Source organism: Allobosea sp. BE125 (assembly GCF_031456075.1).
GTDB lineage: Bacteria > Pseudomonadota > Alphaproteobacteria > Rhizobiales > Beijerinckiaceae > Allobosea.
Genome location: NZ_JAVDTY010000007.1, coordinates 44,486 through 69,135 on the forward strand (window position 1 = coordinate 44,486; position 24,650 = coordinate 69,135).

A 24,650-nucleotide genomic window follows, 5' to 3' on the forward strand; every position below is an offset into this window, starting at 1 on the left:
CTGCCGCCGGTTTGATCCCTCACTTCACGAACTGGTTGTAGATCCCGGCGAATTCGCCGGTCGCCTTGGCCAGATGCAGCCATTGGTCGACGAAGGCCTTGAAGGTCGCGTCGCCGCGCGGAAGCATGTAGCCCATCTCGCCATATTGCAGCGGCTCGTCGGGATTGACGGCGCACAAGCCCGGCTTTGCCTTCTCCTGGACCTTGGTCTCGATCGATTCCGAGATCATCAGATCGGCCCGGCCGGCCAGGATTTCGTCGAAGATGGTGACGTTGTCGGGATAGACGCGGATATCGGCCTTCTTGAAGTTCGCCCGCACGAAACGCTCATTGGTGCCGCCGGGATTGACCACGACGCGGGTCTCCGGCTTGTCGATGTCGGCGATTGTCTGGAACTTCGCCTTGTCGGCGCAGCGCACGATCGGCGCCTTGCCGTTGACGATATAAGGCGCGGAGAAGAAGACCTTCTTCTGTCGGTCGAGTGTCACCGAAATGCCGCCCATGGCGACGTCGCATTTCCCCGACCCCATATCGGTCAGGAGATCGGACCATTTCGTCTGGACGAACTTGGCCTCGACGCCGAGCGCCTTGGCGAGCGATTTCGCCAGCTCGATGTCGATGCCCTCATAGCTGCCGTCCTTGGCCAGGGTGAACGGCTTGTAGTCGCCCGTCGTGCAGACCTGCAGCGCGCCGCGGCTCTGGATGGCGTCGAGCTGGGTCGTCGGCGCCTGGGCAAGCGCGGCTGCACTGAGGCCAAGCCCGACGGCGAGGCCAAGCCCGACAGTGAGGCCCTTGAATGTCGTGGTCATCGTCATGGAAATCCCTCTGTTCTTGCTTATGGCGCGCAGGAGAGCAGGGAACGCGCCGCCGATCAATCCGGACCCCTGCGGGCTTGTGTTTGCGTGCCGGGCGGCCGCGGCGCTATATGCGCTCGATTATCCGATCTCGCCTTGACCTGGCAGCACTGATGACCCTGAAAACCCGCATCATCCCCTGCCTCGACGTCAAGGACGGCCGCGTCGTCAAGGGCGTGAAGTTTCTCGATCTCGTCGACGCCGGCGATCCGGTCGAAGCCGCCAAGGCCTATGACGCGGCGGGTGCCGACGAGCTCTGCTTTCTCGACATCACGGCCAGCCATGAGGATCGCGGCATCCTGTTCGATGTGGTTACCCGCACCGCCGAGGCCTGCTTCATGCCGCTGACGGTGGGTGGTGGCGTGCGCAAGGTCGAGGATATCCGGGCGCTGCTGCTGGCAGGGGCCGACAAGGTCTCGATCAACACGGCGGCCGTGACCAATCGCTCCTTCGTCAAGGAGGCGGCGGAAAAGTTCGGCGGCCAATGCGTCGTCGTCGCCATCGACGCCAAGCAGGTTTCGCCCGGCCGCTGGGAGATCTTCACCCATGGCGGGCGCAACGCCACGGGGCTCGAGGCCGTCGCCTTCGCCCGCGAGGTCGTCTCGCTCGGCGCCGGCGAACTGCTCGTCACCTCGATGGACCGCGACGGCACCAAATCGGGCTATGATCTCGGCCTGACCGAGCGCATCGCCGATGCCGTCTCGGTTCCCGTGATCGCCTCGGGCGGCGTCGGCGATCTCGACGATCTCGTGGCAGGCGTGCGTGATGGCCATGCCAGCGCGGTGCTCGCGGCCTCGATCTTCCATTTCGGCACCTACACGATCCAGCAGGCCAAGGACCACATGGCGGCGGCGGGTCTGGCGATGCGGCTGGATTGAGCTGATGAGCGCTTTCACCCTCGCGGACCTAGAACGCATCATCGCCGAGCGGGCGAAAGCCTCGCCCGAGGAATCCTGGACGGCGAAACTCATCGCCGCCGGTCCCGAGCGCGCTGCAAAAAAGCTTGGAGAGGAGGCGGTGGAGGCCGTCATCGCCGCCGTGAAGGGCGATCGCGACGAGCTGATCGCCGAAAGCGCCGATCTGCTCTATCATCTGTTAGTCGTGCTTTTGTCGCGCGATGTTGCATTGCGGGACGTGTTGAGCCAGCTTGAGGCTCGCACGGTGCGCTCCGGTCTGGCGGAGAAGGCCGCGCGGTCCCGTTGAGAAGCCGAGGCTAGTCCTGCGTTGAACCTCGAAGCCTGGAATGCGGGTCGCCTCATGGACCAGCGTCTGATCCCCGCCCCGGCCGATCCCGAGCTGGGCTCGCCCTATCGCAGCTTCACGCGCGATGAATGGGCGCATTTGCGCGCCGACACGCCGCTGACGCTGTCGGTTGACGACCTGACCAAGCTGCAATCGATCAACGACCCGATCTCGCTGGACGAGATCGTGGCGATCTATCTGCCGCTGTCGCGCCTGCTCTCGCTTTATGTCGCGGCCACGCAAGGCCTGTTCAAGGCGACGCAGCGCTTCCTGATGGCCGAGGCCGAGGTCAAGGTTCCCTATATCATCGGCGTCGCCGGCTCGGTCGCCGTCGGCAAGTCGACCACGGCGCGCGTCTTGAAGGCGCTGCTCTCGCGCTGGCCCAACACGCCCAAGGTCGAGCTCGTCACCACTGACGGCTTCCTTTTGCCCAATGCCGAATTGGAGCGGCGCGGCCTGATGCAGCGCAAGGGTTTTCCCGAAAGCTATGACGGCTCGGCGATCCTGCGCTTCCTCTCCGACGTCAAGGCCGGCAAGCCCTCGGTCTCCGCCCCGGTCTATTCGCACCTGGTCTATGACGTGATGCCGGGCGAGGAGGTCACGGTCGAGCGGCCCGACATCCTGATCCTGGAAGGCCTGAACGTCCTGCAGCCGAGCCGCATGCCCAAGGACGGCAAAGTCATCCCCTTCGTCTCGGATTATTTCGACTTCTCGGTCTATCTCGACGCCGACGAGAACGATCTGCATCGCTGGTACGTCAACCGCTTCATGACCTTGCGCCAGACCGCCTTCCGCGATCCGCGCTCCTTCTTCCGCAAATATGCCGAGATCGACGAGGACGAGGCGCTTTCGATCGCGGAGAGGCTCTGGAGCGGCATCAACCTGCCGAATCTGCAGGAGAACATCCTGCCGACCCGCCAGCGCGCCAGCCTGATCCTGACCAAGGGCGCGAGCCACCGCATCCAGCAAGTGGCGCTGCGGCGGTTGTAGCGCTGGCGCGAAACCGCCATGACGACCTATGTCGCCCTTCTGCATTCGATCGTGCTCGGCCCCGGCAAGCGGCTGGTGATGGCGGATCTGAAGGCTATGGTGGCGGCGCTCGGCTTTGGCGATGCGCGCAGCTGGGTCGCCACCGGCAATCTGATCTTCGAGGGCGACGAAGCGCCCCTCCCAGCGATCGAGAGCCGATTGGAAGCGGCTTTCCGCACGCGTTTCGGCAAGCATGTCGATATCATCCTGCGCACCGCGCAGGCCTGGCGGCGGCTTGCCGCCCAAAATCCCTTCCCGGAAGGGAACAGCGCCGATATCGGCATCCGCGTCATGCGAAGCCCGCTCGGCCCGGACGCCTTGTCCATGCTCGGCAGGATCGCCACGCCCGGTATTGGGCTCGCCCTCGCGGACGGCGATTTATGGATCGATTTCGGCGGCAACCCGAGCGAGACCAAGCTGCTCTCGCATCTGACGACCAAAAAACTCGGCATTGGCACGCTGCGCAACGCCAACACCGTCAATGCGCTCGCCAGGATGCTGGGCTGATGCCCTGGCCGGCTAGAGGGTTTTCGAGCGAAGCGGATGCCGGTTCGCGTGAAGAAAACGCGTTCAAACAAGGGGCTAGAGCAATTGAACGATCCAATCGGATCGGAAATTGCTCTCGTTCGGCGCGATAGGAACCTTTGGCGGTGCTGGAGCAGCTCGATCTTTCCGCTCTCGGTCTGATGGCGGGCGCGGCTTTCGTCGCCGCGACGCTGCTGCCGGCGCAGTCGGAGATTGTCTTCGTCGGGCTGCTGGCGGCGAAAACCGTCGATCCGGTGGCTCTGTTCCTGGTCGCGAGTCTCGCCAACACCGCAGGCTCGGCCGTCAACTGGTGGCTCGGCCGCTTGATCGCCGATGGCGGCGTCGAGCGCCTGCCGGCAAGGCTTCGGCCCGACCCGGACAAATTCGCCAAAGCGCAGCGCGGGTTCGCGCGCTTCGGCTGGCCGTCCCTGCTCTTTGCCTGGCTGCCTGTCCTGGGTGATCCGCTGACATTCGTGGCTGGCACGCTGAACTATCCGCTCGGGCGTTTCATCGGGCTCGTGCTCCTCGGCAAGGCTGCGCGCTATGGCGCGCTCTGGGCCGGCTGGACGACGCTGGCCTGAGGATTTGTCTTGGAAAACGGGATCGATTCCAGGAGTTCAGAGCATTGCTCTTGCGAAAAAACCGATGCCCATTTTTTCACATCCTGCTCTAGCGTTTGCGAAAGCCTCCGGCTCGGGCTACCAGCAAGCGCCCTTTTTCAGGAGACAAGAGCATGAGCATTCAGCGCATCGGCGTCGGCCCCCGCATGTCGAAGGCCGTCGTCCACGGCGACACCGTCTATCTCGCCGGCCAGGTTGCCGACAAGGCGGCCGGCAAGAGCGTCGCCGAACAGACCTCCGAGATCCTCGGTATCATCGATTCGCTGCTGGCCGAGGCCGGGACCGACAAGACGAAGCTGCTGATGGTCAACATCTGGCTCGCCGACATGGCGACCTTCGCCGAGATGAACGGCGTCTGGGACAAGTGGATCGTTGCGGGCGCGACACCGGGCCGCGCCACGGTCGAGGCCAAGCTCGCCGCGCCGCAGTTCACGGTCGAGATCGCGGTCATCGCGGCAAAGTAAGGCGCTAGCGCCAAGTCGGGACGGGAGGCAGCCATCAGTCAGTCCGAGGAGCTCGCGCCGCTCCTGGCGCGCGTCGCCGGGCGCCATGGCCTGCCCATGGTGGTGCTGCCGGCCATGGTCGCCGATTGGCTGCGTCGTCCCGGCTCTGCGCCTCCCGGGGAGGCGCTGCTGGAGCGCAGGGCGGTGGATTTCCTCGCTCTGGCCGACCGGCTTGGCGCGCCGCTCGGCGACGAGGAAACCCGTCGCCTGCGCAGCGAGGCGGCGTCTGCGCTCGCAGACGGACGCTTCGCCGAGGCAGACAAGGCGCTTGCCCAAGCTGAACTCCATTCGATCGGAGGCGCGAGCGATCTCTCGACGTTGCCGGTCGAGCAGCGTCTCCGGATCGGCGAGAATCGCGCCGACCGGGCGGGAATCAGCTTCCTGCGAACGACGCCGGAGGCTTATCGCGAAGCCGCTGACCGCTATGGCGAGGCCTCCGCCCTGATCGGCCTCGCCGATATCGACCGCAGCCGCGCTGTCGCGCTCGCCCAGGCGAAGACGCTGGCGCGGCTCAGCGAGGATTTCGGTGGGCGCGACGGCTATGACGCCGCCGTGACCGCGCTGCACCGTTTGCTCGAAGGGCTCGACAGCCTGGAGGACACGGTTGCTTTCGCCGGCGCTCAGGACGCGCTGGCCGCCACGCTTGAAGCGCTCGCCGAGATTGCCGGCATGGAAGATCTCCGCGTCGAGGCGCTCGCGCGCTGCCGGGCGGGGGTGGAGCACCTCCATCGCGACGTAGCGCCGCTCCTCTGGCACGCGCTGACGGTCCGCTTCGGGCGGCTCGCCGTCACGCTCGGTGAAGCGCGCGAGGACGATGCGCTGCTGGAGGAGGCGGTCACGGCGCTCGCCACGGTCCTCGCCGTCTGGGATCGCAATCGCGACGAGACGCGCTGGCTTGAGGCCGAGCATATGATTTCGCGCGCCCGCGCCGCGCTTGGCGGGCGCCGCAACGATCTCGCTCTGCTCGAGCGCGCCTTCAACGGTTTCAACCGGGTCGCCAAGGCGGTTGATCGCGCCCGGGAGCCCTTGCGCTGGGCCGAACTGCAGGACCAGATGGGCGGCGTGCTTGTCGCCATGGGCGAGCGCTATCGCGAGCCGGTCGTATTCGAGGAGGCGATCGCGGTCTTCGCCGCAGCTCTTGAGGAGCGTCGGCGCGAGAGCGTGCCGCTGCTCTGGGCGACGAGCTCAGCCAATCAGGCGCTGCCGATGATGCGGCTCGCGGAGCGGCGCAAGGACCCGGCTCTCGCCAGGCAGGCATTGACGCAGATTGCTGTTGCCATCGAGGCCATGCGCTCGGCCGGCTTTGCCGCCAATGCCAAGCATCTCGAGGCGCGCCTGATCAAGGCCGGCGCGCTGGTCGAGGCGCTGCACAAGGTTTAGATCAGGCTGCTTTTCGCCAATCGGCCAGCCGCTCCAGCGCGGCGTCCAGGGTCGAATCATGCTTGGCGAAGCAGAACCGCACCACGGTCTTGACCGCTCCTTCCGCATAGAAGGCGCTGACCGGAATCGCCGCGACACCGTTTTCCATGACCAGGCGCTGGCAGAAGGCGACATCGTCGCTCTCCCCCAGCGCGCCGATGTCGACATTCAGGAAATAGGTACCGACGCTGGGCAGGACGTTGAAGCCCAGCCCCGTCAGGCCGGCGGCGAAACGGTCGCGCGAGCGCTGGAAATCGGCGCGCATGCCTTCGAAATAGGAATCATCCTTGCCGAGTCCGTAGGCGACGGCGGCCTGCAGGTTCGGCGGCGTGGTGAAGGTGATGTATTGATGCGCCTTGGCGAGCACCCGCATCAGGTTCGGCGCCGCCATCACCATCCCGACCTTCCAGCCGGTCAGCGAGAAGATCTTGCCGGCCGAGGAGATCTTCACCGTGCGCTCGCGCATGCCCGGCCGCGACAGCATCGGCTTGTGCCTGTGGCCGTCGAAGACGACATGCTCCCAGACCTCGTCGCAGATCGCGACTGCATCGAAGCGGACGCAGAAAGCGGCGAGCAGATCGAGATCGGCCTCGCTGAAGATCGTCGCGGTCGGGTTCAGCGGGTTGTTGAACAGCACGACGCGGGTCTTCGGCGAGAACGCCCTGGCGAGCGCCTCCTCGCTCAGCCCGAAGGCCGGCGGCGTCAGCGTCACGAATTTCGGAATGCCGCCGGCGCGGCGCACCAGCGGCACATAGGCGTCGTACATCGGCTCGAACAGCACGACTTCGTCGCCCGGTGTGATCAGGGCCATCAGCGCGCCGGCGATCGCCTCGGTCGCGCCCGAGGTCACCATCACCTCGGCGTCGGGGTCGAGATCGAGCCCCTGCCAGCGCTTGAAATGGGTTGCGACGGATTGGCGCAGCTCGGGCAGGCCCATCATCGGCGGATACTGGTTCCAGCCATTGATGACGGCGTCGGCCGCCTTGCGCCGGACGTCCTCCGGGCCGGGATCATCGGGAAAGCCCTGGCCGAGATTGACGGCGCCGGTCTCGCGCGCGAGCCGCGACATCACCTCGAAAACGCTGGTCTGCAGGGCGGAGAAGATCGGGTTCATCGTCATCGGGCCGGCTCAAGCGAAGCTGTTCTGGGCGAAAGCAGGCAGGGCCTCTACCATGCCGTGGACCGCAGCGCATCCCGGATGGTCGATCGAGTGCGCGTCGGAATTGGCCTGGCGGAATATGGAATGATGAATGTTGACATTCGTCAGCGCTCAATGCTTATCTGTCCAGGCCGGTTCACGACGGGCGCCCGCGGCGGCTTCGCCCCTTTGACGTTGCGGTATATTGGCGTGAACCGGTGACCCTCCCTTTCGCGTCGCATCTTTAGAGACCGCTCCGGACACAGCCCGAGCTCTCGGCGACGATGCGGGCATGGTGCCGAAAACCGGCTCCCCCTTTGCGCGGGCATGCTCTAATCACAGCGCATGAGCTTGGCGCGCACCCCCGCAATCATGATTCTGGGCACCGGCTCCAATGTCGGGAAATCCCTGATCGTCGCGGGGCTTTGCCGCCTCTTCACCGATCGCGGGCTGAAGGTCGCGCCATTCAAGCCGCAGAACATGTCCAACAATGCGGCGGCGACGCCGGGCGGCGAGATCGGCCGCGCCCAGGCCTTGCAGGCCCGCGCTGCCCGCATCGCGCCCCATGTCGACATGAATCCGGTGCTGCTCAAGCCCGAAAGCGAGACCGGCAGTCAGATCGTGCTGCAGGGGCGCGTCGCCGGCCATCTGGCGTCCGGCGACTACGCCAGGCGCGGCGACTTCCTGCCTCAGGTGCTGGAGAGCTTCGAGCGATTATGCGCCAGGGCTGACCTGGTCATTGTCGAAGGCGCGGGCTCGCCGGCCGAGACCAATCTGCGTGCGCGCGACATTGCCAATCTCGGCTTCGCCCGCGCTGCCAAGGTGCCTGCGATCCTGATCGGCGACATTGATCGCGGCGGCGTCATCGCCAGCCTCATCGGCACGCATGCGGTGCTGGAGGAGGCCGACCGCGCCATGATCGAGGCCTTCGCCATCAACCGCTTCCGTGGCGACGCCAGCTTGTTTCGCGCCGGCGTCGAGACGATCCGGGCCGCGACCGGCTGGCCCTGCCTGGGCGTCGTGCCCTGGTTCGCGGACGCCGCGAGGCTGCCGGCGGAGGACGGGCTCGACCTGCGCTCGGGCGCGCGCAAGCCCGGCGCCGGCCTGAAGATCGCGGTTCCGGTGATGCCGGGCATCGCCAATTTCGACGATCTCGATCCGTTGAAATCCGAGCCCGGCGTCGATCTCGCTTTGGTCCGGCGCGGCGAGGCACTGCCCGGCGATGCCGATCTTGTCATCCTGCCCGGCTCCAAGACGACGCTGCGCGATCTCGCCGTCCTGCGCAGCGAGGGCTGGGATATCGACATCCTGGCGCATCGGCGGCGCGGCGGGCATGTGCTGGGCCTGTGCGGCGGCTATCAGATGCTGGGCCGTGTCGTGCGCGATCCGCTGGGCCTGGAAGGGCCGGCCGGCGAGGCTGCGGGCCTGGGCCTGCTCGATGTCGAAACGGTGCTCGATCGCGACAAGACCGTGCGCGAGGTCGACATCCTCCATGCGGCGAGCGGGGCCATCGGCCGCGCCTATGAGATCCATCTCGGCAGCACGCAGGGTGCCGACGCCGCAAGGGCGCCGTTTCGTGTCGGTTCCCGCATTGAGGGTGCAGCGAGCCCTGATGGCCGCGTCGTCGGCACCTATCTGCATGGCGTCTTCTCGGCCGATCCGGTCCGCACGGCCTGGCTTGCGGCGATCGGCGGGGTTGCCTCCGAATTCTTCTACGAGGCCGATGTCGAGGCCACGCTCGACCGGCTGGCGGCCCATCTCGCCGCCCATCTCGATGTCGAGGCGCTTTTGGCGCTGGCGCGGCAGAGGCCCGGACTCGCCTGAGCCGGGTGCAATCGCCCGCTGTCCGGCGTGGGCGCGATCGGCAGCAAGAATGTGCAATCGGCACCATGTCAAAATCGGCTAAAGTCTTTGTCTGTCATGAGGTTGACGAATGATGAAATTCGTCATACCAACAAATTCCGAAGACTGCCTGCCAATCAGCACATCGGACAACCGCGTTGAGCCATCCTGAACGCGATACGAGGCAAACCATCGTCGACACGGCCGAGCGCTTCTTTCGCGACATCGGCTATCAGAAGACGACGGTCGCCGACATCGCCAAATCGCTGCGCATGAGCCCGGCCAACGTCTATCGCTTTTTCGATTCGAAAAAGTCGATCAACGAGGCGGTGCTGGCTCGCTACAAGGGCGAGCATGAGGCGGCGCTGGCTGAGATCGCCGCCCAGGACCGGCCGGTGACTGAGCGCCTGCGCGACATGCTGCAGACCTCGTACCGCATCAACCAGGCCCGTTACGCCGACCAGCAGCGCATGCATGAGATGGTCTGCGCGGCGATGGAGGAGAGCTGGGACGCGATTCTGGGTCATATCGCCCGGTTCGACGCCTTGATGTGCAAGGTCGTCGCGGAGGGCGTGGCGAGCGGAGCGTTCCGGAAGGTCGATCCCGGTGAGGCCACACGCTGCATCCGCACGGCGATGATCCGCTTCCATCACCCGCTGCTGATGTCGCAATGCTCGCGCATGCCGGGGCCCAGCATCGACGAGATGATCGACTTCATCATGGCCGCGCTGGAGCCGCCGGTCGGCGCCGCTTGAGCTGCTCCGGCCTTCGCTTGCGTTGACAAGCCCTCCGGGGAGCGGGATACCCCGCCTGCCATGGCCTCTTTCTCCAAACAGAATCTCAAGAAGCTCGCCGTCATCGTCCATGATCTCGTGGTCACGGCGTTGGCGCTCTGGCTCGTCTTCGTCATCCGTTTCGAGAACTGGCAGCTCGCCGAGCATCTCAGGCTCCTGCCGCGCGGCCTGCCTTTCTTCGTCGCCTATGCCGGGCTGGTCTACTGGTTCTTCTCGCTCTACCGCTCGAAATGGCGCTTCGCCTCGCTGCCGGACCTGTCGAACATCGTCAAGGCGGTCTCGATCCTGAGCCTGACCCTGCTCGTGGTCGACTATGTCCTGGTCGCGCCCAACCTCTATGGCACGTTCTTCTTCGGCAAGATCACGATCGCGCTCTACTGGCTGGTGCAGAACGCGCTGCTCGGCGGCCCCAGGCTCGCCTATCGCTATTTCAAATACTCCCGCTCCAAGCAGCTGGCGCAGCGTGGCCAGGCCCTGCCGGCGCTGCTGCTCGGGCGCGGCGTCGAGGTCGAGATGGTGATCCGCGCCATGGAGGCCGGCACCATGCGCAATCTGCGGCCGGCCGGCATCCTGTCGCCGCGTGGGGATGATCTCGGCCAGTCGATCCGCGGCGTTCCGGTGCTGGGCCTGCTGGCGGAGATCGAGGCGGTGGCGCTGGACGCCGCCGAGCGCGGCGAGCCCTTCCGCCGCATCGTGGCAACCGCGAGCGCGCTGGTTCCCGAAGCCGAGCCCGACAAATGGCTGGCGCGCACGCGCAAGCTCGCTTTGCCGATTTCGCGCGTCGACAGCCTGGGCGAGGGCATGCGCGACACCGAGCTCGCGCCGCTCGAGATCGAGGATCTGCTGGTTCGCCCCACGGTCACGATCGATCGCGAGCGGCTGGGCTCCTTCCTGAAGGGCAAGCGCGTGCTGGTCACCGGCGGCGGCGGCTCGATCGGTTCCGAGATCTGCCTGCGTTGCGCCGCCTTCGGCGCCGCCGAACTGCTGATCGTCGAGAGCTCGGAGCCGGCGCTCTTCCAGATCACCGAGGAGCTCATCGCCCAGGGCCACCAGACCGTGGTCAACGGCGCGCTGGCCGATGTCCGCGACCGCGCCCGCATCACGCCGCTCTTCACCGCCTTCGCGCCCGACATCGTCATCCACGCGGCGGCGCTGAAGCATGTGCCCTATCTGGAAGCCGATTGGACGGAAGGCATCAAGACCAACATCTTCGGCTCGGTGAATGTGACGGACGCTGCCATCGCGGCCGGCGCCAAGATCTTCGTGCTGATCTCGACCGACAAGGCGATCGAGCCCGTCTCGATGCTGGGCGCGACCAAGCGTTTCGCCGAGATGTATGTCCAGTCGCGCGATGCCGAGTTCGTTGCGGCTGCCGCCGGCATGCGGCTGGTCGCCGTGCGCTTCGGCAATGTGCTGGGCTCGGTCGGTTCGGTCGTGCCGAAATTCAAGGCGCAGATCGAGCGCGGCGGGCCGGTGACGGTGACCGATCCGGAGATGATCCGCTATTTCATGACGATCCGCGAGGCCTGCGATCTCGTCCTGACCGCTGCCTCGCATGCGCGCGGCGACGAGCCCGAGGCCGAGCGCGCCGCCGTCTACATCCTCAAGATGGGCCAGCCCGTCAAAATCATGGACCTGGCCGAGCGCATGATCCGGCTGGCCGGCTATGAGCCCGGCATCGATATCGAGATCGCGGTCACCGGCGTCAGGCCGGGCGAGCGCCTCAACGAGATCCTGTTCGCACGCGACGAGCCCAAGGCCGAGACCGGGCTCGACGGCGTCATGGCGGCCAAGCCGATCTTCGCCGGGCGCTCGCGCATGCAGGGCTGGCTGGCGCGGCTCGAGGCCGGCATCAAGAATGACGAGCGTGCCGCCGCCGAGGCCATCCTCGACGAGGCGATTCCCGACTTCAGGCTGCGGGCGAAGCCGCAAGCCGGGCCAGAGCTGCCGGTGTCGCGACCCGTGGCCGCCAACCGGCCCTGAGCAGAGCGTCCGGCGCGGCGACGAGTCCGCCGCTCAGCTTGATGAAGGCGTCCTGCCTGCCGGCAAGACGGGCGGCAAGGCCGAGCCATCGTGCGGGCACGCCAATCAGTCCGGGTTTGCGCCCCAGGCCCGCCCGCATCGCCGTGATGATCTCCGCGACGCTGATCGGTTCGGGATCCGAGACGATATAGCTCCTGCGGGACGGGCAGGCCGGCGTCAGTGCGAACAGGATCGCTTCAGCCAGATTCTCCACCGCCAGCAGCGAGCGCGGCGCGTTGAGCCCGCCGAGCGGCAGGGGCAAGGGCAGGCGTGCGAGCCTGAGCAGCGCCGCCATATTGGCCTTCACGCCCGGCCCGTAGATCAGAACCGGGCGCAGGCTCACCCAATCGAGATCGAGCGCGGCCAGCCCCTGCTCGGCGGCGAGCTTGGAGCGGCCATAGGCGTCATCGGGTGCCGGGCTGTCGTCGTCGCGCAGGGCTGCGCCGTCGAAAGCCCCGCTCAGCGCCTTGATCGAGGAGAGATAGACCAGGCGCGCGATGCCGGCTCGGCGGGCGGCTTCAGCGAGGTCCAGCGTCGCCTGCGTGTTGATCCGCCGGTAGAGCGCCTCATCGAGGCCGGGGCCGGCATGGGCGAGCCCGGCCATGTGCACGACATGGTCGACGCCGTCCAGCGCGGCGCGCCAGTCGATGGGCGCGCTCATGTCGCCGGTTGCGACGGTCTCGATGCCGGGCGAGGCCGTGGTGGCTCGGCGCTGCGTCAGCCGCAGGCGATAGCCCGCATCGCGCAGCGCCGTGACGACATGTGGCCCGACGAAGCCGCTCGCGCCGGTCAGGAGGATGCGCGGCTCAGCCATGGGCGGCCTTCGGGCGCGAAAAGCTGCGCAGCAGAGCCGCGGTCAGCAGCAGCGCCACCACAAGGCAGGCGAGTTGCCCCCAGAGACCGGGGATACGCAGGCTGAGCGCAGCCAATGCGATCAGGATCAGGTTCAGGATGGCGATGCGTGTGACGATGCCGAGCACGCTGAAGCCGTTTGTGGTCGCCTGCTGGTAGAGATGCGAGCGATGCGCCTCCCAGATCTTTTCGCCACGCGCCAATCGGCGCAGCAGCGTCAGGGTGGCGTCGCAGAGATGGTAGAGCGGCAGGATCAGCGCCGCTGCGAAAGCGCCGGTTGCGGCAAGCCTGTAGAGCAGATAGGCCGTGAGCAGGCCGATCGGCAGCGAGCCGACATCGCCGAGGAAGAGCCGGGCGCGGGGCTTGTTGAAGGGCGCGAAGCCGATCAGCCCGCCGCAGAGCGCCGCCGCAAGCCAGCCGCTGCCGAGATCGAGCGCGCCCATGTGTCCGGCCAGCGCCAAGGCGCCGGTCAGGGGTACGATGCCGGCGATGGTGATCCAGTCGATCCCGTCCATGAAGTTGACGAGATTGACGAACCAGATGCCGGCCAGCAGCGCCAGGGCTCGCTCCAGCACAAGCGGCATGAGACCGGGAAACAGCCGCAGGCCCGGCGCGGCATAGACAATGACGAGCCCGACGCAGGCTGCTTGCAGCACGAGCCGCAGGCTCGCCGGCAACGGCCGGATGTCGTCCCAGGCGCCGACGATGGCGAGCAGGATCGCAGCAGTGCCGACCAGCAGGAGATCGTTTTGCGCCACGGCGGGGAGTGGGCCGAGCAGAAGTTTGAGCCCGAGCGCCAGGAAAGCCCCGGCCAGGACCGCGATCCCGCCGCCCTGCGGTGTCGGGATGCTGTGGCTGGAGCGTGCATTGGGACGCGCCAGCGCATAGCGCTTGAGCAGCGGCCGCAAGGCGACGCAAAGCACGGCCGACATGGCGGCCGCGGCGATCAGGATCAGGAGGGGGGCGAGAAAGCTGTCCAAGGCGGCGGCACCATAAGCAAGTCGAGGCAAATGCCTAGAGGGTGATGATCTCGCTTGGAACCACCACCCGTCATTCCGGACAAGCCGCGTTAGCGGCGCTGATCCGGAATCCGTCGTAGAGTGCATCGCCTTCCGATGGATTCCGGGTCTCGGCGGAGTTCATCCTTGGGCCGATCGAAGATCGGACCCGGGGGCTGCGCCCGGAATGACGGCGCATTTCCGGCGTTTGTCGCGCGACCGTGGCTGAAAGAAAATTCGACTTGCCGTGTCGGGCACAAACAGGGAACATATGGTCATGTCCCTGACCGACGCCCGCCTGAACCCGCCACCGACGCGGCCCGACATCACTCGCGCCGTCTGCCGTGGCGCGGGCCGGCACCTGCGCGAGCGTGGCTACGCCATCGTCAAGGAGATGACCTTCGCCAATGGCCGGCGCGGCGACATCGTCGCGCTCTCGCCTTCCGGTGAATTGCTGGTGGTCGAGGTCAAATCAGGGATCGAGGATTACCGCGTCGACGGAAAATGGCCGGATTATCGCGACTATTGCGACGGCTTCCTCTTCGCGGTCGCGCCGGAATTCCCGCGTGAGATCCTGCCTGAGGATGTCGGGCTGATCGTTGCCGACGCCTATGGCGGCGAGATGCTGCGCGGCGCGCCCCGCCACCCGCTCAGCGGCTCCAGGCGCAAGGCGCTGACCATCGCCTTCGCCAGGCTCGCGGCCGGACGATTGGCGCTGCTGGAGGACCCGGGGCTTTAGGCAGGGCTCGGTTCGACGGTTTGTGCCACGCGGGATGGACGGTTGGCTTCGGCGGCCCCCGGCGGCGCCGTCAGGTCCACCCTCTTGACCAGGAAGTCGATGAAGGCGCGCACGCGGGCCGGCAAGCGGCCGCCATGGCCGACATAGACCGCGTTGATCTCCTCGACATCGCCGGGATTGAAATCCTCCAGCACCGGCACGAGGCGGCCGGCCGCGATGTCGTGGCCGATATGGAAGAGCGAGAGCCGCGCCAGCCCCTGCCCGCTCAGAGCGAGCTGCCGCGCGCTTTCGCCGTCGCCGACCGTGACGCGGCCATGGGCTGGGACGGTAAGGCGCTTGCCGTCGAGACGGAACGGCCATTCGTCGCAATGGCGAGCGAAATTGAAGGTGATCAGGTCGTGCCGCGCGAGATCGGCGACGCTCCGGGGCGCCGGGTGGCTGGCCAGATAATCGGGCGAAGCGACGATCGCCATCGCGGCTGCGCCGAGCTTGCGCGCCACGAGCTGCGAAGGGCGCATCGGCCCGACCCGGATCGCGACATCGGCGCGCTCGTCCATCAGGTCGATGACCTGGTCGGTGATGGTGATGTCGAGCTGCACGCCGGGATGGGCGGCCATGAAGCGCGGCGCGAGCGGCAGCAGGTAATGCCGGCCGAAGGGCACGTTCGAATTCACCCGCAATCGCCCGCGCGGAATCTGGCAGGCGGCGACCGAGCGCTCGGCCTCGTCGAGATCGGCCAGCACGCGCAATGCCCCGGCATGAAAGGTCGCGCCCTCCTCGGTGAGCTGGAGCTTGCGGGTCGAGCGGATGATCAGGCGCACGCCGAGCCGCGCCTCGAGCCGCGCCATCAGCTTGCTCACCGCCGAGGGCGTCATCCGCAGGGAGCGCGCCGCCGGCGAGAAGCCGCCGAGCTCAACGACCCGCGCGAACACCTCCATCTCACCGGAGCGGTTGATGTCCGGTCGCGGCATGATGACTTCACCTCACAAATCAATGTCCTGGCGGCAATCTAATTCATAGGCGTGCAACCTGCCATATCCCGGCTCATCTCCATTCCCGGGAAAGCCGTCATGCCCGTCGCACTCTATGCTCTCACCGTTGGCGCCTTCGGTATCGGCGTCACCGAATTCGTCATCATGGGCCTGCTTCTGCAGGTCTCGGGGGATCTCGGCATTTCGATCCCGACCGCCGGCCTGCTGATGACCGGCTATGCGCTCGGCGTCTTCGTCGGCGCGCCGATCCTGACGATTGCGACCCGTGGCCTGCCACGCAAGACGACCCTGCTCGTCCTGATGGCGATCTTCACCCTCGGCAATCTGGCTTGTGCGCTCAGCCCTAGCTTTGGCTGGCTGATGGCCGCGCGCATCGTCACGGCGCTGGCGCATGGCACCTTCTTCGGCGTCGGCTCGGTCGTCGCGACCGGGCTTGTCGCGCCGGAGCGCAAGGCCTCGGCCATTGCCGTGATGTTCACCGGCCTGACGCTGGCGACCTTGCTCGGCGTGCCCTTCGGCTCCTGGCTCGGCCTGGCCTATGGCTGGCGCGCGACCTTCTGGGCGGTGACCGCGATCGGCATCCTGGCTTTCGTCATCTTGGCGCTGTTCGTGCCCAAGGCTCGCGAGACCGCGCCGCTTGCGCCACTCTCGGAGGAGTTTGCGGTGCTGGCCCGGCCGCAGGTCCAGCTCGGGCTGCTGATCACCGTGCTCGGCTTCGGCGGCGTCTTTGCGGTCTTCACCTATATCCAGCCGCTGCTGGTCGAACTCGCGGGCTTTAGCCAGGAGGCGGTCTCGCCGATCCTGCTGGTCTTCGGGGCCGGCCTCGTCGTTGGCAATCTGCTCGGCGGCCGCTGGGCCGATCGCAGCCTCCAGCCGGCCCTGATCGGCACGCTGCTGTTGCTGACGCTGGTGATGGTCGCAGCCGGCTTCGCCTTCCACAGCAAGATCGGCGCTGTCGTCGCGGCCTTTGCGCTGGGAGTTGCCGCCTTCGCCACGGTCGCGCCGCTGCAGATGCGGGTGCTGCAGCAGGCCGGCGGCGCGGGCCAGGGGCTGGCGTCGAGCCTCAATATCGCCGCCTTTAACCTCGGCAATGCCTTTGGCGCCTGGCTCGGCGGCTTCGTCATCAGCCATGGCCCGGGGCTGCCCGGCATCGCGCCGATTGCCGCCCTGGTGCCGCTGGCAGCGCTCGGCCTCGCCGCCTGGAGCCTCGCCATCGAGCGCCGCAGCGCTCGCGTCGCGACAGTTTGAACGGCCACACCACGTCGCCTGACAGGAGAAACCTCATGGATTATCGGCAGCTCGGCGCATCCGGCTTGAAAGTCCCCGCCCTCAGCTTCGGCTGCGGCACCTTTGGCGGCGAGGGGCCGCTCTTCAGCGCCTGGGGCGACACCGACGTCGCGCAGGCCAGGCGCCTCGTCGACATCTGCCTGGAGGCGGGCGTCACGCTCTTCGACACGGCCGATGTCTATTCCAGCGGCGCCTCGGAGACGATCCTGGGCGAGGCGCTGGAGGGCCGGCGTAATCAGGCGCTGATCTCGACCAAGCTCGGCCTGCCCACGGGCGACGGTCCCTTGCAGGCCGGCACCTCGCGCCTGCGCCTGATCGCGGGCGTCGAGGCGGCGCTGAAGCGCCTGCGCACCGACCATATCGACCTGCTGCAGCTCCATGCTTTCGATGCCGCCACACCGGTCGAGGAGGTCTTGAGCGCGCTCGACGCGCTCATGCGGGCCGGTAAGCTGCTCTATGTCGGCGCCTCCAACTTCTCCGGCTGGCAATTGATGAAGTCGCTCGCCGCCGCCGACCGCCATGGCTGGCCGCGCTATGTCGCCCATCAGGTCTACTACTCGCTGGTCGGGCGTGACTATGAATGGGAACTGATGCCGCTCGGGCTCGATCAGAAGGTCGGCGCGATGGTCTGGAGTCCGCTCGGTTGGGGCCGCCTGACCGGCAAGCTCCGCCGTGGCCAGCCGCTTCCCGCCGGCAGCCGCCTGCACGAAAGCGCCGATTTCGGCCCGCCTGTCGACGATGAGCGGCTCTACGCCATCGTCGATGTGCTGGATGCGCTCGCCCGGGAAACCGGCAAGACCGTGCCGCAGATCGCGCTGAACTGGCTGCTGCGCCGCCCGAGCGTTTCCAGCGTCATCATCGGTGCGCGCAACGAGGAGCAGCTTCGCCAGAATCTCGGCGCTGTCGGCTGGAATCTGACGCGCGAGCAGGTCGCGCGGCTCGATGCAGCGAGCGCGGTGACGCCGGCCTACCCGCATTATCCTTATTGGCGCGAAGGCGGATTCAAGCAGATCAACCCGCCGCCGGTGTGAGAGGTTGGGAACCACCCCGCCATTCCGGGCTCGATCCTTCGGATCGCCTCGGAATGACGGGAGAGAGTGGCTCAGATACCTATCGCGGCGCGCGCTTCGCCAGGATGCGCTGCAAGGTGCGCCGGTGCATGCCGAGACGGCGCGCCGTCTCCGAGACATTGCGGCTGCATAATTCATAGACGCGCTGAATATGCTCCCAACGCACCCGGTCGGCCGACATCGGGTTTTCCGGCGGCATCGGGCGGGCATTGCGCGAGGCGGCCAAGGCCGAATGGATCTCGTCGGCGTCGGCGGGCTTGGCGAGGAAGTCGAAGGCGCCGAGCTTCACGGCGCTGACGGCGGTCGCGATATTGCCGTAGCCGGTCAGCACGATGCCGCGCGCGTCGGGCCTGCGTTCCTTCAACCGCGCGATCACGTCGAGTCCGTTGCCGTCGGCGAGGCGCAGATCGATCACCGCGAAGGCCGGGGCGGCTTCTTCGACGGCGGCAAGCCCGGCCGAGACGCTTTCAGCGGTCCGCACCAGATAGCCGCGTCCCTCCATGGCGCGCGCCAGCCGGGTCAGGAATGGCTTGTCGTCGTCGACCAGCAGCAGGGACATATCCGCCACGGTTTCGGTCGAGGCGGCTTCGCTCAGCACATCTTGCATCGGAACTCTCCTTCCGCCGGGCCTGTCCCAACGGAATAGTAGCGCGGTTGCCGCCGCTGCGCATCCGGCAGGAAGCGGGTCAGCCAGCCCTATGTAGGGCCGAAGCCTCCGGGTTTGTAGCCCCTTGCGGACGCAGGCCGGCCTCGAACACGGCTCTGGGCCAGCTGATCCTGATCGAGGCGCCGCTTGCGGGCGCGGGCAGGTTCGAGAACTCGATGGCCGCCCCGCCGCGCTCGAGCAGTGTCTTGGCGATGAAGAGGCCCAGGCCCAGCCCGCCGCCGGCGCGGTTCTCGCCCGCCCCATGGGTGAGGTAAGGCTCGCCTGCGCGCATCAGCACGTCCGCTGGAAAGCCCGGCCCGTCATCGGCGATGACCAGCGTGACCAGGTTGTCGTCCCAGCGCGCCGTGATGGTCACGGCCGCCTGGGCGAAATCGACCGCATTGTCGACGATATTGCCGAGGCCATAGATCATGCCGGGGTTGCGGCGGCAGACGGGTTCGGGCTTCTCGCCCTGCATCGCGATCTCGAAGGGCATGCCGAAGGGGCGTTGCGGCCCGGCCGCTTCCTCGATGAGCAGGCGAAGCGACAGCTCGTCCAAGGGGCTGCCATCGTCGTCCTGCAGCGAGGTGAGCTTGCCGAGGATGCCGCGGCAGCGCTCGACCTGCTCGCGCAGCAGCGCGATGTCCTCGGCCATTTCGCCTTCCGCCGGCGCCAGGCGCGAGAGCTCGCGCGCCACCAGCGCGATCGTGGCGAGCGGCGTGCCGAGTTCATGGGCGGCGGCGGCGGCCAGCCCATCGAGCTGCGAGAGATGCTGCTCGCGCGCCAGCACGAGCTCGGTGGCGGTGAGCGCGTCGGAGAGGTCGCGCGCCTCCTTGGCGACCCGCCAGGCATAGATGCCGGTAAACCCCAGGCCCAGCACGAGCGCGATCCAGTTTCCGGCCTGGTAATAGGGTGGCAGCATCGGGCGGCCCTCGCCGGCCCAGGGCAGCGGCAGATGCGCGAAGCTGAGCCCTGTCGCCAGCGCCACGCCGAGCATGCCGAGCAGCAAGGTGCGCTGTGGCGGCAGCGCCGTCGCCGAGATCATCACCGGCGCAAGGAACAGGATCGAGAAGGGGTTCTGCAGCCCGCCGGTGAGGTAGAGCAGCGCGGCGAGCTGGATGATGTCGAAGGCGAGCAACGCGGTCGCAGCGCCCGCCGTCAGGCGGTGGCTCAGCGGAAAGCGGATGCGCAACGCGATATTGAGCCAGGCCGAGACGGCAATGACGGCGAAACACCAGCCGAAGGGCAAGACGAAGCCGAGCCCGAAATGTACGCCCGCCACGGCCAGGCTTTGGCCTGAGATCGCGAGCCAGCGCAGCCGGACCAGCGTGTCCAAGCGCAAATGCCGGCTCGACCGGGCGAGCGCCGACTCCAGGAAATCGGGGGGCGTCACGGCTTTGTTCCGGACGCGGGCCAGTGCGGCATCGTCAGCAATATCCTGTGGCAGATCGGCATCGCAGCGAAATCTTAGTCTTTAGCCGGGTTGTATGAGAACAAATACCACCTACGGTGCGTTCCCTGTTGCGGCGCATCATGAATCGTCGCCGCGACCGAAAGACCGATTTCGCATGTACGGGGCCGCCATGTCGTTTGCCTACCATGCCTTCGAAGCCGTGCACATGATGGTGAGCCCCGCGCGCGGGCTCTCCGACGCGATGCAGCTCGCTTTCAAGAACCCAGCCAATCCGCTGAGCTACACGCCGTTTGGGCGCACCATCGCCGCTTCCTGCGAATTGTTCGAGCGCAGCACGCGCCGCTATGGCAAGCCGGCCTTTGGCCTGGCCGAAACCACGATCAACGGCGTCAAGGTCGCGGTCGAGGAGCGCATCGTCTGGGACAAGCCGTTCTGCAAGCTGATTCATTTCGATCGCAAGATCGAAGGCCGCCGCAAGCCGCAGCCCAAGGTGCTGCTGGTCGCGCCGATGTCGGGCCATTACGCCACGCTGCTGCGCGGCACGGTCGAGGCCTTCCTGCCCGGCCATGAGGTCTACATCACCGATTGGGTCGACGCTCGCCATGTGCCGCTCTCGGCCGGGCGCTTCGATCTCGACGATTATATCGACTACGTCATCGCCATGCTGCAGATGCTCGGCTCCGACACGCATGTCATGGCCGTCTGCCAGCCTTCCGTGCCGGTGCTCGCCGCGATCGCCCGCATGGAAGCGGAGAACGACCCTTGCGCCCCGCGTTCGATGACGCTGATGGGCGGGCCGATCGACACGCGCCGCTCGCCGACCGAGGTCAACAAGCTCGCGATGGATCGCGGCATCGACTGGTTCCGCAACAACTGCATCACCACCGTACCCTTTCCGAACCAGGGTTTCTTCCGCGCCGTCTATCCCGGCTTCCTGCAGCTCTCCGGCTTCATGGCGATGAATCTCGATCGGCACGTCACTGCCCATTACGACATGTTCAAGCATCTGATTCGGGGCGACGGCGATTCCGCCGAGAAGCATCGCGATTTCTACGATGAGTACATGGCGGTGATGGACCTGACCGCCGAGTTCTATCTCCAGACCGTCGAGACCGTCTTCGTCGAGCATGCCTTGCCCAGGGGCACGATGATGCATCGCGACAAGCCGGTCGATCTCAAGGCCATCCGCCGCGTCGCGCTGATGACGGTCGAGGGTGAGAATGACGACATCTCCGGCGTCGGCCAGACCCAGGCCGCTCATGATCTCTGCGCCAATATCCCGGCCGACAAGCGCGTGCATTATCTCCAGAAGGGCGTTGGCCATTACGGCGTCTTCAACGGCTCGCGCTTCCGCTCCGAGATCGCCCCGCGCATCTCGGATTTCATGGTCAGCCTCGACATGGATGCGGCCAAGATTCGGCGCGATGCAAGCGCGGTCGAGGCCCGCAAGGCGCTGAAGATCGCGAGCTGACCTTTTCGGAAACGGTCTCTCAGGCCACCTGAATGTCGGTCTGGGAGAAATCACTGCCCTTGAACAGCAAGGGGACGCGATAGGCTTGGGCGCAGGCATAGGACATGCAGTCGGCGAGATTGAGCTGGGCCGGATGGCCGCGGCCTTTGCCAAACGCCGCGAAGGCGGCCACAGCCTTTTTGGCGATGCTGCCATTGATCGGGACGATTGAAATTCGGGCCTCCTCCAAAACCTGCTGGATGCGGATCTCCGCCTCGCTCGGATCGACTTTGAGCAAGCTCGACAGCCGCATGGCCGCTTCAAGAATGACAAGCCCCGAGGTGTAGCGATGGGGCGCGGCCGAGAGCTTTAGGGCGAAGCCATCCGCCTCCGGCTCGTCGGCCAGGATCGCGACGAGGACCGACGTATCGACGAACATCAATGGCCCCACATCGCGTCAATTTCGTCCTTCGTCATGGCGCGGCCGCCTGGCTCGCCCTTGGCTGCGAGTTCGGCCGCGATCCGTTTCAGCCGAGCGGCCAGCGATTCTTTCTCGGTCTCGCGGCGCAATTCTCCCTCGAGCGCTTGAATCACGGCCTCGGTCATCGTTACTTTGCGCTTGCGAGCGAGCTGCTGGGCGAGCTCGCGAGCGCGATCGTCGCGGATTTGCAGGGTCATGCGGGTGTTTTCCGAAACCTGTATGGACATACATATCAATACGCCATGTCGCTGTCATCAATACAAATGGGGCTGGGCGCATGTCGCGACGTCTGTAGCGTCCGCTTCGCGCCGCACTGGCGAGGAGCCGAAAGCCCTCCATCTCTCACCAAAAGCCGGGCGGCGTGACCGTGTTCCCCGACCGTTCGCCCTTAGAGTTCTTTAGCCTCTTCCGCAAAGCTTGCGAATCCGGCACCATTCCACGCGATGCGGCTCTCCCTGTTCAAGCGGCAACCCGATCCCGACAAGATCGAGGTTCCCCATGCCGGCACGATCTATCCGGTCGTGGTCAAGCGGCGGGCGAGCGCGCGCCGCATGACTTTGCGCGTCTCGCAGGCGACAGGCGAGATCACGCTGACCTTGCCCGAACGCGCCGATTTCGCGACGGGGCGGCTTTTCGCCGAGAAGCATGGCGGCTGGATCGCGGCGCGTCTCGCCAAGCGGCCTCTATCGGTTCCGTTCGAGCCCGGCCAGAGCGTCCCCTATCGCGGCGTGCCGCACCGCATCGTGCATTGGTCGAAGGTGCGCGGCGTCACCCATGCGACGACCGACAAGGACGGCACGGCGATCATCGCGGTGGCTGGGGAGGCGGTGCATGTGCCCCGCCGCGTCAAGGATTTCCTGCGTCGCGCCGCGCTCGATGATCTCGAGCGCGCCGTCAGGACGCACACGGCCACGCTCGGCATTCCGGCGCGCAAGATCACCATCCGCGACACCACCAGCCGCTGGGGCTCGTGCTCGTCCAAGGGCCATCTGAACTTCTCCTGGCGCCTGATTCTGGCGCCGCCGCTGGTGCTCGACTATCTCGCCGCCCATGAGGTCGCCCATCTCAAGGAGATGAACCATTCGCACCGCTTCTGGGCCCTGACCCACAAGCTCTGCCCGCGCACGGAAGAGGCGGAAGTCTGGCTCAAGCGCCATGGCGCGGGGCTGCACGGCTTCGGCTGAAACTCGACAGCACAATGCTCCCGGCCAAGAGCCGGATGATTTCAGCTGGGATCACTTGGCGATCCCAGCTGAAATCTGAATCCGTCTCTCATCAAAGAGTTAGAGCAGGATGCGAAAAACCGGTTCCCAGTTTTTCGCATCCTGCTCTAGATAGCGGGCTCAGCCAGCCCAAGGGTCGCGACCTCCATGAAACTCCGTCCCGATACGCTGGCGATGACCGCCGTCCTCGCCATGCTGACGGCGCTTGGGCCGCTCTCGACCGATTTCTACCTGCCCTCGCTGCCCGAGATCGTGCGGGTGATGGAAACCGATGTCGCAGGCGCGCAGGCGACCTTGTCTTCCTTCCTCTTCGGCTATGCCGGTGGTCAGATCATCTGGGGTCCGCTCTCCGACCGGCTCGGCCGCAAGCCCATCCTGCTTGCGGGGCTGGCCCTCTTCCTGCTCGCGACGCTCGCCTGTGCGCTCGCGCCTTCGATCGGGGCGCTGACCGCGGCGCGCGCCGTCCAGGCCTTCGGCGCTTCCGGCCCGATCGTGCTCGGCCGCGCCATGGTGCGCGATCTTTATGAGGGGCCGCGCGCCGGCCGCGAAATGGCGCGCATGGGCATGATCATGGGGCTGGTGCCGGCGGTCGCGCCGGTCCTGGGCGGCGTCTTGCAGGACGCCTTCGGCTGGCGCTCGACCTTCGTCGCCTCGCTGGTCTTCGCGCTTGGCCTCGCCGCGACGATCATCCTCGTCATGCCCGAGACGCTGAAGGCGCGCACGCCCGGCGCACTCTCCATCCCCGCGATCTTCCGCGGCTTCGGCGTGCTGCTGCAGAACCGCGCCTTTCGCGTCTATGTCGGCTTGACCGCGCTGGCCTATGCCGGGCTCTTCGCCTTCATTTCGGGCTCGTCCTTCGTGCTGATCGGCGTCTACGGCCTGTCGCCGGTGCAGTACGGCTTGTCCTTCGGCTTCGGCGTCCTCGGCTTCATCGGCGGCACCATCCTCGCCCAGCGCCTTGTCGGCTCGCGCGGGCTGGACGGTGTCATCGCGATCGGCGTGGCCTGTCTCGCCGGCGGTGGCGTGGCGATGCTGATTTGTGTCGCGGCCGGCATCGGCGGGCCGTTCGGCGTGGTTGTGCCGATGGCGCTCTATGCCTGCGGCGTCGGGCTGACCATGCCGCAATCGCAAGCCTCGGCGATGATGCCGTTTCCCGACAGGGCGGGCGCGGCCTCGTCCTTCAACGGGCTCTGCCAGATGCTGCTTTCGGCTTGCGTCGGGCTTCTCGTCGGCCATGCTCTGCAAGGCACGGCGCTGCCGCTGCCGCTGGTGATGTCGGCGCTCGGCGTGGCCGCGCTGGTGCTGTTCAAGGCGAGCACGGCGATCCGCGCCAGCAAGGCCTGAGGGGCCACCGCTGTCGCTCGGACCCATGCCGTCATTCCGGGCGCTGCGCAGCAGCGAGCCTGGAACCCATAACCCCAGGTTCAGCAAGACAAGGCGCGGCGACAGAAGCGCCTTAACCTTTTGACATCAGCGGTTATGGGTTCCGGGCTCAGGCCTGCGGCCTGCCC

Annotated in this window: 25 protein-coding genes; 16 read left to right on the plus strand and 9 right to left on the minus strand. The window is 66.6% G+C overall.

What is annotated here, in order from left to right:
• Positions 1 to 19 precede the first annotated feature (19 nt).
• Positions 20 to 808: a transporter substrate-binding domain-containing protein gene (locus J2Y55_RS16580; protein WP_310155463.1), complete on the minus strand. Its 789-nt coding sequence runs from the start codon at positions 806 to 808 to the stop codon at positions 20 to 22.
• 158 nt (positions 809 to 966) lie between these two features.
• Between J2Y55_RS16580 and hisF the strand changes: the two genes are divergently transcribed.
• The 7 genes from hisF (at position 967) to J2Y55_RS16615 (ending at position 6,152) form a co-directional block, all read left to right on the plus strand.
• Positions 967 to 1,731 (plus strand): imidazole glycerol phosphate synthase subunit HisF, encoded by a 765-nt coding sequence (gene hisF, locus J2Y55_RS16585; protein WP_310155466.1) that lies wholly within the window; start codon positions 967 to 969, stop codon positions 1,729 to 1,731.
• 4 nt (positions 1,732 to 1,735) lie between these two features.
• Positions 1,736 to 2,056: a phosphoribosyl-ATP diphosphatase gene (locus J2Y55_RS16590; RefSeq protein ID WP_069689130.1), complete on the plus strand. Its 321-nt coding sequence runs from the start codon at positions 1,736 to 1,738 to the stop codon at positions 2,054 to 2,056.
• 54 nt (positions 2,057 to 2,110) lie between these two features.
• Complete coding sequence (gene coaA, locus J2Y55_RS16595; protein WP_310155470.1) at positions 2,111 to 3,085, plus strand: type I pantothenate kinase; 975 nt, start codon at positions 2,111 to 2,113, stop codon at positions 3,083 to 3,085.
• Between the two features lie 18 nt (positions 3,086 to 3,103).
• Positions 3,104 to 3,631: a DUF1697 domain-containing protein gene (locus J2Y55_RS16600; protein ID WP_310155474.1), complete on the plus strand. Its 528-nt coding sequence runs from the start codon at positions 3,104 to 3,106 to the stop codon at positions 3,629 to 3,631.
• Between the two features lie 143 nt (positions 3,632 to 3,774).
• Positions 3,775 to 4,230 carry a YqaA family protein gene (locus J2Y55_RS16605; protein WP_310155477.1) on the plus strand — a complete coding sequence of 152 codons (456 nt, stop codon included), beginning with the start codon at positions 3,775 to 3,777 and terminating at the stop codon, positions 4,228 to 4,230.
• A gap of 152 nt (positions 4,231 to 4,382) precedes the next feature.
• Positions 4,383 to 4,733 (plus strand): RidA family protein, encoded by a 351-nt coding sequence (locus tag J2Y55_RS16610; RefSeq protein WP_092172631.1) that lies wholly within the window; start codon positions 4,383 to 4,385, stop codon positions 4,731 to 4,733.
• 96 nt (positions 4,734 to 4,829) lie between these two features.
• Entirely contained in the window at positions 4,830 to 6,152 is a 1,323-nt protein-coding gene (locus J2Y55_RS16615; RefSeq protein WP_310155483.1) for a hypothetical protein, read from the plus strand.
• A 1-nt stretch (position 6,153) separates the two neighbouring features.
• Here the strand turns inward: J2Y55_RS16615 and J2Y55_RS16620 are convergent, their stop codons facing one another.
• The gene (locus J2Y55_RS16620; RefSeq protein ID WP_310156271.1) at positions 6,154 to 7,305 is read right to left on the minus strand and encodes an aminotransferase; all 1,152 of its coding nucleotides are present in this window, start codon (positions 7,303 to 7,305) and stop codon (positions 6,154 to 6,156) included.
• A 396-nt stretch (positions 7,306 to 7,701) separates the two neighbouring features.
• Here J2Y55_RS16620 and J2Y55_RS16625 point away from each other — a divergent pair, with 396 nt between their 5' ends.
• The 3 genes from J2Y55_RS16625 (at position 7,702) to J2Y55_RS16635 (ending at position 11,948) form a co-directional block, all read left to right on the plus strand.
• A complete protein-coding gene (locus tag J2Y55_RS16625; RefSeq protein WP_404978953.1) occupies positions 7,702 to 9,153 on the plus strand; it encodes a cobyric acid synthase in 1,452 nt (483 codons plus the stop codon).
• Positions 9,154 to 9,329: 176 nt separating this feature from the next.
• The gene (locus tag J2Y55_RS16630; RefSeq protein ID WP_310155485.1) at positions 9,330 to 9,926 is read left to right on the plus strand and encodes a TetR/AcrR family transcriptional regulator; all 597 of its coding nucleotides are present in this window, start codon (positions 9,330 to 9,332) and stop codon (positions 9,924 to 9,926) included.
• A gap of 60 nt (positions 9,927 to 9,986) precedes the next feature.
• Positions 9,987 to 11,948: an SDR family NAD(P)-dependent oxidoreductase gene (locus J2Y55_RS16635; protein ID WP_310155489.1), complete on the plus strand. Its 1,962-nt coding sequence runs from the start codon at positions 9,987 to 9,989 to the stop codon at positions 11,946 to 11,948.
• Here J2Y55_RS16635 and J2Y55_RS16640 read toward each other — a convergent pair.
• Both J2Y55_RS16640 and J2Y55_RS16645 read right to left on the minus strand, forming a co-directional pair.
• Positions 11,875 to 12,801 carry an NAD-dependent epimerase/dehydratase family protein gene (locus tag J2Y55_RS16640; RefSeq protein ID WP_310155492.1) on the minus strand — a complete coding sequence of 309 codons (927 nt, stop codon included), beginning with the start codon at positions 12,799 to 12,801 and terminating at the stop codon, positions 11,875 to 11,877. The two genes, J2Y55_RS16635 and J2Y55_RS16640, sit on opposite strands and share 74 nt — an antisense overlap.
• Positions 12,794 to 13,819 (minus strand): MraY family glycosyltransferase, encoded by a 1,026-nt coding sequence (locus J2Y55_RS16645; protein WP_310155495.1) that lies wholly within the window; start codon positions 13,817 to 13,819, stop codon positions 12,794 to 12,796. Before J2Y55_RS16645 ends, J2Y55_RS16640 begins: the two co-directional genes overlap by 8 nt.
• A gap of 295 nt (positions 13,820 to 14,114) precedes the next feature.
• On the opposite strand from J2Y55_RS16645, the gene J2Y55_RS16650 reads away from it, so the two are divergent.
• Positions 14,115 to 14,576: an MmcB family DNA repair protein gene (locus J2Y55_RS16650; protein ID WP_310155498.1), complete on the plus strand. Its 462-nt coding sequence runs from the start codon at positions 14,115 to 14,117 to the stop codon at positions 14,574 to 14,576.
• Here the strand turns inward: J2Y55_RS16650 and J2Y55_RS16655 are convergent.
• Positions 14,573 to 15,547, minus strand: a complete 975-nt coding sequence (locus J2Y55_RS16655; protein WP_310155501.1) for a LysR family transcriptional regulator — start codon at positions 15,545 to 15,547, stop codon at positions 14,573 to 14,575. The genes J2Y55_RS16650 and J2Y55_RS16655 overlap by 4 nt on opposite strands.
• A gap of 99 nt (positions 15,548 to 15,646) precedes the next feature.
• Between J2Y55_RS16655 and J2Y55_RS16660 the strand changes: the two genes are divergently transcribed.
• Positions 15,647 to 16,816, plus strand: a complete 1,170-nt coding sequence (locus J2Y55_RS16660; protein WP_310155504.1) for an MFS transporter — start codon at positions 15,647 to 15,649, stop codon at positions 16,814 to 16,816.
• Between the two features lie 35 nt (positions 16,817 to 16,851).
• A complete protein-coding gene (locus J2Y55_RS16665) occupies positions 16,852 to 17,886 on the plus strand; it encodes an aldo/keto reductase (protein ID WP_310155507.1) in 1,035 nt (344 codons plus the stop codon).
• A gap of 79 nt (positions 17,887 to 17,965) precedes the next feature.
• Here the strand turns inward: J2Y55_RS16665 and J2Y55_RS16670 are convergent, their stop codons facing one another.
• Complete coding sequence (locus J2Y55_RS16670; protein WP_310155510.1) at positions 17,966 to 18,532, minus strand: ActR/PrrA/RegA family redox response regulator transcription factor; 567 nt, start codon at positions 18,530 to 18,532, stop codon at positions 17,966 to 17,968.
• Positions 18,533 to 18,611: 79 nt separating this feature from the next.
• A complete protein-coding gene (locus J2Y55_RS16675; protein WP_310155513.1) occupies positions 18,612 to 19,964 on the minus strand; it encodes an ActS/PrrB/RegB family redox-sensitive histidine kinase in 1,353 nt (450 codons plus the stop codon).
• Between the two features lie 190 nt (positions 19,965 to 20,154).
• Here J2Y55_RS16675 and J2Y55_RS16680 point away from each other — a divergent pair, with 190 nt between their 5' ends.
• Positions 20,155 to 21,456, plus strand: a complete 1,302-nt coding sequence (locus tag J2Y55_RS16680) for a polyhydroxyalkanoate depolymerase (protein ID WP_310155517.1) — start codon at positions 20,155 to 20,157, stop codon at positions 21,454 to 21,456.
• A gap of 19 nt (positions 21,457 to 21,475) precedes the next feature.
• Here J2Y55_RS16680 and J2Y55_RS16685 read toward each other — a convergent pair whose 3' ends face one another.
• On the minus strand, positions 21,476 to 21,874 hold the full coding sequence (locus J2Y55_RS16685; protein ID WP_310155520.1) for a type II toxin-antitoxin system VapC family toxin: 399 nt from the start codon (positions 21,872 to 21,874) through the stop codon (positions 21,476 to 21,478).
• Positions 21,874 to 22,143, minus strand: a complete 270-nt coding sequence (locus J2Y55_RS16690; protein WP_310155523.1) for a type II toxin-antitoxin system VapB family antitoxin — start codon at positions 22,141 to 22,143, stop codon at positions 21,874 to 21,876. The genes J2Y55_RS16685 and J2Y55_RS16690 overlap by 1 nt, the downstream gene beginning before the upstream one ends.
• 216 nt (positions 22,144 to 22,359) lie before the next feature.
• Between J2Y55_RS16690 and J2Y55_RS16695 the strand changes: the two genes are divergently transcribed.
• Together J2Y55_RS16695 and J2Y55_RS16700 are read left to right on the plus strand one after the other, a co-directional pair.
• Positions 22,360 to 23,100, plus strand: coding sequence for a M48 family metallopeptidase (locus J2Y55_RS16695; RefSeq protein ID WP_310155526.1), 741 nt, complete (start codon positions 22,360 to 22,362; stop codon positions 23,098 to 23,100).
• Between the two features lie 186 nt (positions 23,101 to 23,286).
• On the plus strand, positions 23,287 to 24,483 hold the full coding sequence (locus J2Y55_RS16700) for a multidrug effflux MFS transporter (RefSeq protein WP_310155530.1): 1,197 nt from the start codon (positions 23,287 to 23,289) through the stop codon (positions 24,481 to 24,483).
• Positions 24,484 to 24,650 lie beyond the last annotated feature (167 nt).